General features: G+C 48.7%; 14 protein-coding genes. 3 read left to right on the top strand and 11 right to left on the bottom strand.

Annotated elements, in window-relative coordinates; translation table 11 throughout:
* Nucleotides 1-40: 40 nt before the first annotated feature.
* From ACGTIC_RS02785 to ACGTIC_RS02750, 8 genes are all read right to left on the bottom strand, one after another.
* Nucleotides 41-550, bottom strand: a complete 510-nt coding sequence (locus ACGTIC_RS02785; protein ID WP_075581847.1) for a flavin reductase family protein — start codon at nt 548-550, stop codon at nt 41-43.
* A gap of 108 nt (nt 551-658) precedes the next feature.
* Complete coding sequence (locus ACGTIC_RS02780) at nt 659-1,624, bottom strand: ATP-dependent 6-phosphofructokinase (RefSeq protein WP_059077069.1); 966 nt, start codon at nt 1,622-1,624, stop codon at nt 659-661.
* A gap of 30 nt (nt 1,625-1,654) precedes the next feature.
* Nucleotides 1,655-2,683, bottom strand: coding sequence for a zinc-binding dehydrogenase (locus ACGTIC_RS02775; protein WP_113855325.1), 1,029 nt, complete (start codon nt 2,681-2,683; stop codon nt 1,655-1,657).
* Between the two features lie 72 nt (nt 2,684-2,755).
* A complete protein-coding gene (locus ACGTIC_RS02770) occupies nt 2,756-3,514 on the bottom strand; it encodes an SDR family NAD(P)-dependent oxidoreductase (protein ID WP_059077071.1) in 759 nt (252 codons plus the stop codon).
* Between the two features lie 79 nt (nt 3,515-3,593).
* The gene (locus ACGTIC_RS02765) at nt 3,594-4,937 is read right to left on the bottom strand and encodes an MFS transporter (RefSeq protein ID WP_113855324.1); all 1,344 of its coding nucleotides are present in this window, start codon (nt 4,935-4,937) and stop codon (nt 3,594-3,596) included.
* A 63-nt stretch (nt 4,938-5,000) separates the two neighbouring features.
* Nucleotides 5,001-5,936, bottom strand: coding sequence for a transketolase family protein (locus ACGTIC_RS02760; RefSeq protein WP_059077073.1), 936 nt, complete (start codon nt 5,934-5,936; stop codon nt 5,001-5,003).
* Between the two features lies 1 nt (nt 5,937).
* Complete coding sequence (locus ACGTIC_RS02755) at nt 5,938-6,768, bottom strand: transketolase (RefSeq protein ID WP_113855323.1); 831 nt, start codon at nt 6,766-6,768, stop codon at nt 5,938-5,940.
* Between the two features lie 252 nt (nt 6,769-7,020).
* The gene (locus tag ACGTIC_RS02750) at nt 7,021-7,749 is read right to left on the bottom strand and encodes a FadR/GntR family transcriptional regulator (RefSeq protein ID WP_113855322.1); all 729 of its coding nucleotides are present in this window, start codon (nt 7,747-7,749) and stop codon (nt 7,021-7,023) included.
* A gap of 251 nt (nt 7,750-8,000) precedes the next feature.
* Between ACGTIC_RS02750 and ACGTIC_RS02745 the strand changes: the two genes are divergently transcribed.
* The 3 genes from ACGTIC_RS02745 (at nt 8,001) to ACGTIC_RS02735 (ending at nt 11,265) form a co-directional block, all read left to right on the top strand.
* Nucleotides 8,001-9,095 carry a M48 family metallopeptidase gene (locus tag ACGTIC_RS02745; RefSeq protein WP_113855321.1) on the top strand — a complete coding sequence of 365 codons (1,095 nt, stop codon included), beginning with the start codon at nt 8,001-8,003 and terminating at the stop codon, nt 9,093-9,095.
* A 148-nt stretch (nt 9,096-9,243) separates the two neighbouring features.
* Nucleotides 9,244-10,107 (top strand): NYN domain-containing protein, encoded by an 864-nt coding sequence (locus tag ACGTIC_RS02740; RefSeq protein WP_113855320.1) that lies wholly within the window; start codon nt 9,244-9,246, stop codon nt 10,105-10,107.
* Between the two features lie 39 nt (nt 10,108-10,146).
* Nucleotides 10,147-11,265 carry a hypothetical protein gene (locus ACGTIC_RS02735; RefSeq protein WP_075581841.1) on the top strand — a complete coding sequence of 373 codons (1,119 nt, stop codon included), beginning with the start codon at nt 10,147-10,149 and terminating at the stop codon, nt 11,263-11,265.
* 85 nt (nt 11,266-11,350) lie between these two features.
* Here the strand turns inward: ACGTIC_RS02735 and ACGTIC_RS02730 are convergent, their stop codons facing one another.
* From ACGTIC_RS02730 to ACGTIC_RS02720, 3 genes are all read right to left on the bottom strand, one after another.
* A complete protein-coding gene (locus ACGTIC_RS02730) occupies nt 11,351-12,163 on the bottom strand; it encodes a CpXC domain-containing protein (RefSeq protein WP_113855319.1) in 813 nt (270 codons plus the stop codon).
* A 15-nt stretch (nt 12,164-12,178) separates the two neighbouring features.
* Nucleotides 12,179-12,934, bottom strand: coding sequence for a macro domain-containing protein (locus ACGTIC_RS02725; protein ID WP_075581839.1), 756 nt, complete (start codon nt 12,932-12,934; stop codon nt 12,179-12,181).
* A gap of 193 nt (nt 12,935-13,127) precedes the next feature.
* A complete protein-coding gene (locus ACGTIC_RS02720) occupies nt 13,128-13,883 on the bottom strand; it encodes a class I SAM-dependent methyltransferase (RefSeq protein ID WP_113855318.1) in 756 nt (251 codons plus the stop codon).
* Nucleotides 13,884-13,885 lie beyond the last annotated feature (2 nt).

Here is a 13,885-nt window from a genome sequence, read left to right as displayed (position 1 = left end):
CTCTGATAAGTTAATATAATAGGAACATCTTAATTGGCGGTCATTCGGCTTTCTGATGATACGCTTCTACTACCTGACCTATGTACATGCGATGCCAGCCTTCCCGCGTATAGGAGCGAAGGACACGGGAATCGGTCACTCCCTTTGGCGACAGATCCTGCACGTACAGTTTCTTGCAGACCAGGGTCCAGTCTGCACTGGCAATGAACGGGGCATCCCCCATCCCATACTGCAAAGGGAATCCACAATTTTTGATTTTATCCGTATCGCGTCCACTGTGGATACCACAGTATATGACCTTGTCATGAAGAGCCATCGGCAGCACCGATACGGTAAAATAATCAAACCGCTCCATATACTCATACGTATACCGTTCCGGCCGTACATAGACGATGCACGTAGGAATATTCCAGGTCCGCCCCGGATTGGCCCAGCCAATCGTCATGACCCGTGCATCGTTTTTGTCTCCTGCCATGAGAAGTCCGTTATTCGTACCAAAAACAGAAAAAATATCCAGCTGCAGCTTGTCAGCTGTTACGAGTTCAAGCATCCATACCGCCTCCTGTTCTATATCTCTTATTATATGGGAAAGTACAAAAAAAAAGAAGAAGAAACTGCATGGGGAGATACAGTTCCTTCTTCTACAGAAGAGGGGAATTTACGTGCCTAACGCATGTACTAAGTCATATTCGTTTTCATCAATGGTAAACTTATATTTATCTACCTCGGTATAAGGCGTTGCCACAATCTTATCGTGAATAGAGCCAATGACAGCATCTTTTCCACCGGAAAGAAGGTAATCGACGGCCTTCTGGGCAAACAGCCCCGCCATTTTGGCATCTCTTGCCGAAGGGGCACCACCGCGCTGGAGATATCCTAGTACGGTCAGGCTGGGATTCATTTCCGGATGATGCTGTTTCATGTAGGTCAGCACGTCACATCCACTGACGGCACCTTCGGCAACGATGACAATACTGCTCATTTTCCACTGTTTATGGGATTCCACGAGATGGTCGGCCACTTCTTTCAGTGTGACTTTCTTTTCCGGTACCAGAACGATTTCTGCCCCGCAGGCCATGCCCGATTCGAGGGCAATGAACCCGGCGTGACGTCCCATAACTTCTACAATAGCTACCCGGTCATGGGAAGACGCCGTATCGCGGATGCGGTTCACTGCTTCCAGTACGGTATTGACAGCCGTATCATAGCCCAACGTATATTCTGTGCCAGGCATATCATTGTCAATCGTTCCGGGAATCGTTATCGTCGGTATGCCCAATGCACTCAGTTTTTCTGCCCCTTTCATAGATCCATCGCCGCCAATGACGACTAATGCGTCAATGTGGTTCTTCTGCAACCATTCATAGGCCTTTTGCCGGCCTTCTTCTGTCCGGAATTCTTCCGAACGGGCCGTCTTTAATAGTGTACCTCCGCGATGAATGATTCCGCCGACAGAACGGCGTGTCAGGGCAGTGCTGTCTCCATGGATCAATCCGTCATATCCCCGCAATATGCCTTCTACAGTCAGTCCTTTATACATAGCGTAACGGGTAACGCCGCGGATGGCAGCGTTCATCCCCGGTGCATCCCCGCCGCTGGTCAATATTCCGATTTTCTTTATCATAGGCGTCACATCCTTACGCTGTTTCACGATCTAAAATTCCAGAAGTGTCTTTACGACCGGTTCCGGCCGCTTATCCGTAAATTCCAGGGCTTCACCAAACTGGGTAATGGGGAAGCGTTTTGTAATAAACCCTGAGGGCTTCATATTGCCTGCCGCAATTTCTGCCAATACAGCTTCATAGTCACTACGGACATACATATTGGACCCGTCCACATGCAGCTCTTTCACCTGGATAAGGTCAAACGAAGCCTTTATATCCTTACCCATGATGGCGATTTCCGAAATCGTGCCGCCCGGACGGGTAATTTCCGCCGCCTGACGGACGCAGGCATCATTACCGAAGGCCAGGAAGGTGATATCGACGCCCTTACCATCGGTCCGTTCCATAATTTCTTTGACGACATCATCGCGCGTGCTGTTAAACGCAGCAACAGCTCCCATGGAGCGGGCTTTTTCCAAATTAAAATCGATGACGTCGATGCCAAAAAGGGCCGCCGGATGAAAACAAGCCGCGCTGAGAACGACACCCAGTCCTATCGTACCACAGCCGATGACGGCCACCTTTGTCGTCTCCTGTACATGATGCGCCCGTACGGCATGCATGCCGACCGCCAGTGGTTCAATGAGCGCCCCTTCGGCAAAGGATACGGCGTCCGGCAACGGTACGATGCATTGCTGGGGCAGAACGACGTACTCACCAAACGATCCGCTCCATCCGGAAGCGCCGAGTATCTTCTTTTCCGGGCACAGATTATACCGCCCGCTCTGGCATAAATAACAATGGCCACAGCCATATTGTGGTTCGGCCGTCACCCTGTCACCGGGCCGGCACGTCGTTACGGCGCTGCCCGTTTCGACGACGACCCCGGAAAATTCGTGGCCTGATACGACGGGTGGCACCCGCCAGGGATGCTTCCCATGATAAGCATGTACTTCAGAACCGCAGATGCCCGTCGCCCGGACCTGGATTTTGACATCCGTATCCCGTTCCAACTGAGGCTCCGGTGCGTCATTGATAAAGTAGGCTTTCATCGGTTTTTCTATAAATCCTGCTCGCATATCCCGTCCCACCTTTCGTAGAAAAGGGCGGCAGGAAGCCTGCCTGCTTTCTGCCGCTCGTTATATCCACTTTTAGTCCATGTGCTGACCGCCGTTGATATCGATTTCTTCGCCTGTAATGTACGATGCTTCTTTAGAAGCGAGGAATACGACCGTATCAGCGACTTCCTGCGGTTCACCCGGACGGCCCATAGGAATATTGTCGATAACTTTCTGGGCTTCGTCTTTCGGCAGGGATTTCCAGATTTCTGTATTGATCAGGCCCGGCGTTACGCTATTGACGGTGACACCATAGGGAGAAATTTCACGGGCCAGGTTCTTGGAGAAGCCGAGAACTGCCGCTTTAGCTGCCGAATAATGAGCGCCACCGAAGATGCCGCCACCGCGCTTGGCCGATACGGAGGAAAGATTGACGATACGGCCATAACCGGCTTTGACCATCGGTTTCATGCAGGCCTGGGTGCAGAGGAACAAGCCAAACATGTTGACGTTGAAAATGCGTTTCATATCATCGAGGGTCATATCGGCTACAGTAACATGCTGTGAAATGCCGGCATTATTGACGAGAACATCGAGGCGGCCATAGGTCTTCATGATATGATCGACCATGGCTTCGCACGATTCCTTGCTCGTAACATCCAGTTTGATGCCTTCGGCTTTGCCGCCTTCATTTTTGATGATATCGACCGTTTCCTGAACGCCGGCCATGTTGATATCTGCAATGATGAGCTGAGCGCCCTGCTTTGCAAATGTGCGGGCCATGACACGACCCATACCTTTAGGAGAACCACTACCTGTAACGATGACTACCTGATCTGTGAAATCTAACATTTGAAAAACCTCCTTGAAATAGCGCGTGTAATCTTACACGGTGTTAATAAAATGTATTGATGTAATAGATTGTGAATATTTATTTATCAGCTGAATCAACTGCATTTAACTTACTATCGTCGATAGCTTTCCCTGTCTGTTTAACCAGGACCGTGACGACAAAGGCACTGATGACCATGCAGATGGCCAGGAAGAGGACGCCGGCATCAAAGGAACCGGTTACGGTGCTGACGTAACCCATGACATAAGGACCAAAGAATCCGCCCAGGTTGCCGACACTGTTGATGAGGGCAATACCCGCTGCCGCAGCAGAACCGGAAAGATACGCCGGCGGAATGGCCCAGAACGGAGAATAGGCACCATAGGCGCCGCTCAGTGCGACGGCAAAGACGATGAGACTGGCTATGACGTTGGACTGGGCAATGTAGACGCTGGCGACGAGACCGACAGCAGCGACTACCAGACAGCCGGCTACATGATACCGCCGTTCATTGACTTTATCGGAATGACGGCCGACAGCATACATGACAAATGCAGCCAGGAGATACATGAGTCCGATAATCCAACCGATGGTCGTCGTAGCAATGGTGCTGGAAAGGCCATGAACCAGTGTCGGCAGGAACATGACGATGCCGTAATATCCGCAGATCCAGGCAAAGTATCCCAGGGCGAGGATGAGGACATCCCGTTCTTTCAGAGCCGTAAGGAAGGATACTTTCTTTTTCTTGGCCTTTGCAGCCTGTTCTTCGGCCACAATATTCTTCAGCCATTCCCTTTCATCCGTTTCCAGCCAGTGGGCTTCTTCAATCGAATCGGTCAGGTAATAGAAGCAGGCGACGCCGAGGATGAGCGACGGGATAGCTTCGAGGATAAACAGGGTCTGCCAGCCTTCCAGGCCAAAGAGGTTCAGTTCCAGCAGGTACGTAGAAATAGGCGAGCCGACGGCACTGGCGCTGGGGATAGCGATCATAAATCCGGCGATAGCCTTGGCATGGTTCTTCGTCTGGAACCAGTTGCTCAGATACCAGGCCATGCAGGGAAAGAAGCTGGCTTCGCAGACGCCAAGAGCAAATCGTACGCAATAAAACTGGATGTCGTTCTGTACAAATGCCGTCAGACAGGATACGAGGCCCCAGGAAACCATGATACGGGAAATCCAGCGACGGGCGCCGAATTTGGTCATGAGGGCACTTCCCGGCACTTCCAGGAGGAAGTAGCCGAAGAAGAAGATGCCGGCACCAAAGCCAAAGACGGCACTGGAAAAGCCGAGATCGGCATTCATCTGGAGGGCGGCAAACCCAATATTGACGCGGTCCAGGATGGAAATGGCAAAGCAGAGGAACAAGAATGGAATCAGTCTTCGTGTTACTTTGTGTACAGTACGTTTTTCTATATCCGCAACATTAGCTGCTGCTGTTGTCATAAAACTGCACTCCCTTTCTCCCAATATATGTCCAATAACCATTCAACGTTCAATGTAGGTTGTTTATTGGCAAAAGGATTTGGCCGTTTCTACGATATGGTCGACAGAGACGCCGTTCTTTGCCAGGAGATGTTCGTATGGAGCCGATTCGCCGAAGCGGTCCTGGATACCCATGCGTTTGACCTGACCTTTGCCAAGTTCTGCTGCTACTTCACAGACAGCGCTTCCCAGGCCGTTGATGATATTGTGGTCTTCGACGGTAATAACCTTGCCGATCGTTTCCAGGCAGTCTTTGACAACTTCTGTATCAAGAGGTTTGATGGTGTGCATGTCGATGATGCGTGCGGAGATACCTTCAGCCTGCAGTTTCTTTCCCGCTTCAATAGCCAGGCGGACCGTATCGCCGTTGGCAATGATGGCAATGTCTTTGCCGTCCTGAATCTGATGAGCTTTCCCAAGCTGGAGTTCTACGTCATCATCGTAGAGGACTGCAATGGGATCGCGTGTAAAGCGCAGGTATACCGGACCATACATTTCAGCAGCAGCTTTCGTCAGTTTCTTGGCTGCTACATAGTCAGCTGGCATGCAGACCGTCATGTTAGGCAGCGTCCGGAGAACACCCATATCTTCAATAGACTGATGGCTGGCGCCATCATTAGCCGGGGTAACACCGCCATGGGAGCAGGCAATCTTGACATTCAGATTAGGATAGCAGATTTCCTGGCGGATCATTTCGCACATGCGCAGGGAACCGAATACGGCATAGGTAACGACAAACGGGATTTTGCCGCATGTAGCCAGCCCTGCTGCCAGGCCGGCACCATTCTGTTCAGCAATGCCGACGTTGACGTGCTGTTGGGGCAGAGCCTTGGAAAAGGGCGTCGTCCGGCACGATTTCGCAATATCCACATCAACTACATATATATCTTTGTTATCTTTACCAAGGTTCAGTATTTCTTCACCGAAACCATCGCGGGTTGCTTTTGTCATATCTGCCATTTTATTTCAGGCCTCCTTCGAGTTCTTCCATCGCTTGTTTATATTCCGCATCGTTCGGAGCAACACCGTGCCAGCCGCACTGGTTTTCCATATACGATACGCCCTTGCCCTTTACGGTATGGGCGAAGATGCAATGGGGCTTCTTGTTTTTGCGCATGCGAATCATATCGAGTGTATGGACAATCTGGTGCATATCGTTGCCGTCGATTTCATATACGTCAAAACCAAAGGCTTCAAATTTCTTGCCCAGGTCACCGTTCGGCATAACTTCGTCCGTCGTACCATCGAGCTGCAGATTGTTGTTATCGACGAAAACAATCAGGTTATCCAGTTCGTATTTGTGCGCCGTATTGGCAGCTTCCCAGATTTCCCCTTCCTGGGCTTCGCCGTCACCGACGACTACGAATACACGATAGTCTTTATTATCCCGTTTGCCTGCCAGTGCCATGCCGACGCCACAAGCCAGGCCCTGACCGAGAGAGCCCGTCGAAATATCGATGCCCGGGCATTTCTTCATATCCGGATGGCCTTGCAGGATCGATCCTTCTTTCCGCAGTGTATGGAGTACATCAAGGGGGAAGTATCCCAGTGTTGCCAGAGCCGCGTACTGAATGGGGCATACATGGCCTTTAGACAGGATGAACCGGTCCCGGTCTTCCCATTTCGGATTCTTCGGGTCAATATTCATTTCACCAAAATAGCAGGCAGCTACAAAATCAGCGACGGAAAGTGAACCGCCGGGATGGCCGGATTGTGCTTCATAAATCATGGTTACGGCTTTTTTCCGCAGGTCTTTCGCAACCTCTTTCAATTCCTCTTCTGTTCGTTTCATGCAATGTCACCTCGTAAGATAAATAATAGATAAAAGTGTATTACTCTTTTCATCCCCTGTTGAACATAGGATGTTTAACTTTTGACTGTATTATACTTCCAACGTAGGATGTTGTCAATGACTTTATACAATTACGCGTTTGCTCCTTTTGCATCGATATAACTACTCTGATGAGCCATAAACATAAAGGCGGTCCTGTCTGGGTTATGACACCCTGACAGGACCGCCCGTGCAATAAACATCTATATCGTTTTAATTTCCTTCTTCATCCAGAACGCCATATTCATAGAAATATCCCTGACGCACTACTTCATTGACCGAAGCAAAGCGTTTGCCTTTGATAATATCGTACATGGATTTATGAATATCATACATTTCCTGAATTTTTCCCATTTTTCCCATATTATACACGGTCTGATAGCGGATTTTTTTTGTTAACAATCTCGTCACATCACCAATTTTAGCAAATAAAATATTATGAGTCATATCCGCCATACACTGATGAAACTCATCGTCGGCATCACACATGGCTTTGAAATTCTTGTTCACTGCCGCTTCCCGGATAGCGTCCAATGCACCTTTTAATTTCCGTAAGTCCTCATCATCTGCTTTCTGGGCGGCCTTATAAATGATACCGACATCAATCCATTCCCGCAACTCTTTCAATGATTCCATCGATTCCGTATCACTCAGGATGATGCCATAAAGGAGTGGATCAATCATGGATTCACTGAACCCCTGGCAGACAAAGGTCCCTTCAGGCCGGCGGATTTCCAATACGCCATAGGAAACGAGGATCTTGATGGCCTCCCGCACGGAGTTGCGTGACACGCCAAAGGATTCAGCCAATTCCTGCTCGGTCGGGATTTTATCGCCGGGATGAATGCGGTGATTTACAATCGCCTCCGTAATGCGGTCGATGACCTGTTGGACGACAGATTTGCTCTTTATAGGTTTTAAATACGTTTTTTCTGCTGCCATAATGATTCACATCCTGATTCAAAGTATTATTTAAAAATCTATACCTTAGTCATTATCCTCTGACCATTATTCTCTTCTAAATCTCTTCTTTAGTTTAATATATTTTATATTATATACAAAAATAGCCTACTATGCAATATACTTTGTTGAACGTTGGATGTTTATTTTTTTGTGAATCCCATGTTTTACCCCATGCTATTATGGTATAATGGGCTGTATAGAGTGTACCATGCGAAAGGAGTGGGGGTATCATGTTTATACACAGAACGAAACGGACCTTGCTGGCTGCCGCCGCGGTCCTGAGTCTTAGTTTTTGCACCATGGCAGAAACGTCTCCCGTACAGGCTATTGATATTGGTACCATCGGTACGATTGCCCAGGCTGGCGCCTATTACGCCCAGTTAAATCAGCAGCTTAATTACCTGGATAATGAAGGCCGCGACGACTATATGAAGCAGATAAAAGCCAAGTATGGCGTCAATACTGATTATCAGGCCAACGCCATGACAGAACGGGTCATGACGCGTCTTTCCAATGCCATTGCCAAAACAGATCCATCTATCCTGAAAAAGCCCTACAATTACTTTGTAAATAACGACATGAGTTTCAATGCGTTCTGCACTATCGGACATAATATGAGTGTCAATATCGGTCTCTTTGAACCGCTGAATTACAATGAAAATGAAGTTGCCTTCGTTCTGGCCCATGAAATGGGACATGGACAAAAAAATCATGCCATCAGCGGCGTAAAAAAACGCATGCCCCTCGACCTTCTGGCAGCGATTTATGGTTCCGGCGGAGGAGCCGCCCAGCTGGGTGCGGCTATTCTGGACCAGATAGGCTCTGCCAAACTGGTAACCAAACCGATGGAAAAGGAAGCCGATGCCCTCGGGTTCCAGTATGCCGTAGCGGCCGGGTATAACGTCGGTGGCGGCGCCGCCTTATGGCAGCGGTTCCTCGATAAAGAAAAAGACGTGCAGACCAGCGGCATTATGGAACTGTTCAACGATCATCCTACGACGGTAAGCCGCCGCGACACGTATAGCGCCGATATTACAAAATGGAGCAATAATGTCGTCGCTGTCAATAAGGACACAGGCATGATCACCATCCGCAAAAAGGACTTCTATCAGCCTCAGGATATCCCCAACATGAGTGGAAAAGAACGGGCATATCTGATTGCCGGCAATCTTTCAGCGGTCTACCACAATAACGGCAAACCATCCGTCAGCGATGTCCATGTAGACGGCAATAATATCTTATGCGTCGGCCAGCAGCAGATTATGGATTTATCCCCTGTCAAAAATCCGGAAGAAGTAACCAGTACACTGAAAAAATTATTATAATCCCTGTAACACGGCAACAGGGGCATCCGGTAAGTCGAGTTTTACTTTACCGGATGCCCCTGTTATTTTTTCCATTTCCTATAATCCTCTGCTTTATCTTTATTACGCTACATGATAAAATAATTCTATACAGGAGGAGCATACAGTTATGAACCAGGAAATGAAACTTGCGGTGTTGATTGATGCCGAAAATATTTCGACAAAGTACATTGATGTTATTTTATCTGAAGCCAATAATCTTGGCGATGTCATTTATAAACGGATTTACGGCAACTGGACTACACCACAGATGGCGTCATGGCGGACGACGATTCTCAACAATGCCATACAGCCCATTCAGCAATACAGTAATACGACGGGAAAAAATTCGACTGACTCAGCATTAATCATCGACACGATGGACCTGTTATACCAAAGCAATCTCGACGGTTTCTGCATCGTTTCTTCAGACAGCGATTTCACCCGTCTGGCATCCCGGCTCCGGGAATCACAGAAATACGTCCTCGGCATGGGAGAGAGTAAGACGCCCCGGTCTTTTATCTCGGCATGCAATAAGTTCCTCTATCTCGATGTCCTGCTGGAAGAAGCAGAAAATGAAGCCGATACAGAAACAACGGATGCGGCCAAACCGGCAATCATCGATGATACACCGCCTGTCATCTCTCCCGTCACAGAAGAACCGGTCAAATCAGAAAAAACTTCGGGCAAAAATTTCCGCACAATCCGGCAGGCGCTGGTAAAAATCACGGAAGAAAATTCCGACGATAACGGCTGGATTTTCTCCGGTACGCTGGGCAATCTGCTCAACAAACAATTTTCCGACTTCGATGTCCGCAATTTCGGATTCAAGAAATTTGTCCCCTTCATCGAATCTCTGGATATGTTCGAAGTCAATACGATTACCGATGATAAAAATAAAACGGTCAAGCACAATTATTTCAAATTAAAACCGGTTCACCGTCATCATTACACCCATTCATCCCGGTCCAGAAAGCGGCAGAGTAAAGTCTGATAGCCGCATACCAGATGCTCTTATAGAAAGGATGGTATTATGGAGGAGGACATCAAGACACAACAAATTTTACAATCCATCATGCGCCGTAAAAATAACTCGGCCATTGCCATCGCTTTCGACAAAGCCAGCAGCGACGATACCAGCATCTGCCGTATCGCTATCGCCTGGATCAGTGAATCCAAAGCTCACAGCATGACCTATCTGGTAAAGCCACCGGTAGATGACTTTTCATGTTCGCGCAAAGTGACGGCTTCTATGGTAGCACATAGTGCAGATTTTGCCACCGTATGGGACCGGCAAATCCTTCCCCTTCTGAAAGGAGATGTCCTGGCCTTGTATGATGCTTCACGCACTCTGCGTACACTGAAAGCCAGTTATGAAACATCGGGCCGGACATTTATGCTGCCTGAATTATACATACGCGATCTCCGTTTCCTCGCCATTACCTATATGCCCAATCTGGGAAACGATTCATTTATTTCTATTATCCACCGCCTGCGTCTCAGTGCCGATCTGGATGATGCTGCCAGCCGGGCCCGGGCCTGTACGAGCGCCCTCGACCGGTTGCAGATGATTTATCCGGCCAGTGGATACGGTGTCCCTCTTTCTATGGTACTGGCCGGGGCCCTGAATCTCCCTGCCGATACACTGCAGGAAGAAGAAAGTATGGAAGATGAGGAAGAAGAAGAACCACAGCCCCTTTCAGAGCGGTTGACACACGCTACCCGTTTCAGTCTCATTCCTCTTCTGATTATCTGTCTCTGCCTGTTTGGGTACTACATGTACCGCCAGCGCCAGAATGCACCGGCTCACGTCGATTTCTCATCGTATTCATCGACGGAAGTTCCTAAATCACAAAAAAAGGAATTTCCCAATTTTGAATCCGGAAAAACGTACATGATGACACGCGGCACTTATGTCGTCATAAACGAAAAGGACATTGATCTGTTTATTACAGCTGCTAAAAACCACGATACGGATAAAATCCGCACGATGCTGCGGAACAATCAGGTACTGGTTTTCCAATCGGCCGTTCCCATCGAAGTGACAGGCAATCCCCATGGAAACGGATTCGTTCCCATCACAATTAAAGAAGGAGATCATGCCGGGCAGAGCGGATATGCCGCTTACAGTATGATTACAAAAGCCAAATAATGTACGGAAAAATCAAGAGGCAGCAGCAAAATGACTTCCCACAGTTCATTTTGCTGCTGCCTCTGTCTTGTATTCGGAATAAATGTTACTGCCCTTTTAATTCTGTCTGAAAAATTTCGCGCCCTATCGTCCGTATCCAGAATCCGACGAGCTGACTGTACGTCTCCATCCCGGGCTTTTTGGCTGCTTCTATGATATATTTCATAAAATGTTCAGCCCAGGAATATCCATACCGTTCAAATACCCCCTTCCCGGCTTGCGGTGAAAGTTTCTGCAGAACCGGCAGGAATACATCGTGAGTCACTTCCAGCATCTTCGTATTCACGGGATATACATAGCCGTTTCCCTTCTGGTCTGCTTCCATGAATACAAGGGCCAGCTGATCTGGCTGATACGAATCGTCAGCGTAATCGAAGTGGTACATTTCCAGAGGCAGTTTTTCTTTCTGATCCGGTTTCAGCAACTGATATGCCCCATATTTAATCAGCTCGTACAGCCGGTCGTCAAAGGAACTTTCCATTTCTATAATCTTTTCCCGCCATTCTCCCCAGGTAAGAGCTACCCGGCAGTCATATCCGGAAAAATCATTCTGTCCCAGGAAATCTTCAACTTCTCCACTGGTAACGGTCATTTTTAAATCGGGAATATGCCATACCATGAAATGCTTCTTTTTATCAAAGTACAGACATTTTTCTTCTACATGGACTGCACTCTGGCAGTGTGGACAGGTGTAGAAGAAGAGTGACTGGTCATGCAGTACGCGCTGGCGCATTGCCAGGTCATCGGTACCATTGATACAGTCCCACGTATGAAATACGCCCTTTCCGTGACATGCCGGACAGGTCAGGGACAAATCGATTTCATGACTGCCACCGCTGCCAATAATAATAGTATCCATCTTTCATATCTCCTTTTAGTTGGCCTGTGCCTTCGTCCCGGCCAGATGATAAATGTCCATCACCTGCCGCGCCGTACTTTCCAGATTCATAATGCTCCGCGGTACCGGCAGGGCTGCAAACGGATGCAGAGTATGCCGCAGGGACAGAAGCATATCAGCCTGGGCCATCGGTTCCTGGCCATCACTCGTCTGGCGAAGCACGGTCAATGCCGTCAACGCCTTTTCCAATACGGTGTGTATATCCTCTTTTGCCGCATCATTGATCTGCTGCAGCCAGTAAAAAATGACCGCCTTAGTATAGGCGTCCTGTTCTTCTTGTGTTTCACAGACGAAGTCAATACGCGAAAACCCAAATCCTTCTTCCAGAAGTACAGGGATGGCAACGTCCGCAGCCCGGTTCAGAGGAATCCGTTTATCTCCCGTTCCCAGAGACGAAAATGCCAGATGATGCACTTCCTTTTCTCTCGCCAGAGACAGACTGGCCCGGTAACAAGACAGCAGCTGCGACTCTTCGTGATGGCTTCCTCCGCGCCAGAACGGAGCCACCGTATGAATCACATAGCGGGCCGGCAATTTATACCCAAAGGTAAGTACCGCTTTCCCTTCCGGGCAGCCGCCGAGACTGCTGCAGGCAGCACGCAAGGAAATGCCTCCTGCCTGATAAATGCGGTTATCCAGGCCGCCAGTACTCATCAGGCTTTCACTGGCTGAATTGACAATCGCCTCTGCCGGCCAGGTCGTTATATCTCCACAGATAATGCGCAATTGCATGGTATCACATCCTTTAGTAAGAGGAATCTCTTTACCGTATTATAACATATAATCCCCCTTTCTGTATCCCGTGCGGCTGAAGGAAAAAGAAAACGGGCTGTCCTAAAAACAGTCCCGTTTCGTGTATAAAATCATCCTTATTGCCGGTCCGCCAGCACCTATCCGCCACAGACAAGATTTTATCCGTATCCTATTATTTTTTATCTGCCGTCACCATAAAAAGCGGAATAGAATGGAATAACAGCCGGTACTTTTCATCATAGACCTGCTCGTTCAGCCGTGGCGTAATCTGCACGTTGGTAAATCCAAACCGGGACAGATGGTCCCGGTCCCAACGCGGCCGGTCAACGTGATTAAAAAACAGGGTCTGTTGAAACATCTGATCGGTAAGATCATCACCACAATACGTATCGACAGGCACGCCATATAACCGGCGGTATTCTTTCTCATCGCGTTCCCTTGCCGCCCGTTCCGCTTCGTCTTTTACATAATACCAGTTGGCATCCAGATACAAAAGACGGCCCCCTGGCTTTAACAGCCGGAACCACTCGCAAAAGGCTTTTTCCGGGTCATACAGAATCCAGGTGACATTCCGGCAGACTATGTAATCGAAGGACTGGCCGGGAAAAGATGTGGCATGAATATCTTCATGCCGGAATGTGGCATCTATTCCCGCTTTCCGGGCATTACGCGATGCCGTTTCTATCATGGCGGCCGAACAATCTATGCCTGTGACCTTCCAGCCGGCTTTTGCCATGAGGATGGCAAAAAATCCCGGTCCTGTACCTATATCGAGTAATTCGCCCGATTGGGCAGGCCGATGTGCCATAAGCAGCTGACGCCAGCATTCTTCCTGTGTCTGCCGTTCTTCTTCTATTATCTTGTCGTACCCGGCGGCACAATAATCCCAGCGCTGGCCCACAGCCCGGGCCTTGTCCTGCATCTCCATAT

It is taken from the genome of Megasphaera hexanoica (assembly GCF_043520715.1).
Lineage (GTDB): Bacteria > Bacillota > Negativicutes > Veillonellales > Megasphaeraceae > Megasphaera > Megasphaera hexanoica.
This window is presented reverse-complemented; position numbering and strand designations above follow the sequence as displayed.

Excerpts from the sequence above, each read along its gene's own strand:
- ACGTIC_RS02720 (WP_113855318.1), bottom strand. The coding sequence starts at position 13,883 with ATGGAGATGCAGGACAAGGCCCGGGCTGTGGGCCAGCGCTGGGATTAT.
- ACGTIC_RS02770 (WP_059077071.1), bottom strand. The coding sequence starts at position 3,514 with ATGTTAGATTTCACAGATCAGGTAGTCATCGTTACAGGTAGTGGTTCT.
- ACGTIC_RS02775 (WP_113855325.1), bottom strand. The coding sequence starts at position 2,683 with ATGCGAGCAGGATTTATAGAAAAACCGATGAAAGCCTACTTTATCAAT.
- ACGTIC_RS02755 (WP_113855323.1), bottom strand. The coding sequence starts at position 6,768 with ATGAAACGAACAGAAGAGGAATTGAAAGAGGTTGCGAAAGACCTGCGG.
- ACGTIC_RS02740 (WP_113855320.1), top strand. The coding sequence starts at position 9,244 with ATGAACCAGGAAATGAAACTTGCGGTGTTGATTGATGCCGAAAATATT.
- ACGTIC_RS02760 (WP_059077073.1), bottom strand. The coding sequence starts at position 5,936 with ATGGCAGATATGACAAAAGCAACCCGCGATGGTTTCGGTGAAGAAATA.
- ACGTIC_RS02745 (WP_113855321.1), top strand. The coding sequence starts at position 8,001 with ATGTTTATACACAGAACGAAACGGACCTTGCTGGCTGCCGCCGCGGTC.
- ACGTIC_RS02785 (WP_075581847.1), bottom strand. The coding sequence starts at position 550 with ATGCTTGAACTCGTAACAGCTGACAAGCTGCAGCTGGATATTTTTTCT.
- ACGTIC_RS02780 (WP_059077069.1), bottom strand. The coding sequence starts at position 1,624 with ATGATAAAGAAAATCGGAATATTGACCAGCGGCGGGGATGCACCGGGG.
- ACGTIC_RS02750 (WP_113855322.1), bottom strand. The coding sequence starts at position 7,749 with ATGGCAGCAGAAAAAACGTATTTAAAACCTATAAAGAGCAAATCTGTC.
- ACGTIC_RS02725 (WP_075581839.1), bottom strand. The coding sequence starts at position 12,934 with ATGCAATTGCGCATTATCTGTGGAGATATAACGACCTGGCCGGCAGAG.
- ACGTIC_RS02765 (WP_113855324.1), bottom strand. The coding sequence starts at position 4,937 with ATGACAACAGCAGCAGCTAATGTTGCGGATATAGAAAAACGTACTGTA.
- ACGTIC_RS02730 (WP_113855319.1), bottom strand. The coding sequence starts at position 12,163 with ATGGATACTATTATTATTGGCAGCGGTGGCAGTCATGAAATCGATTTG.
- ACGTIC_RS02735 (WP_075581841.1), top strand. The coding sequence starts at position 10,147 with ATGGAGGAGGACATCAAGACACAACAAATTTTACAATCCATCATGCGC.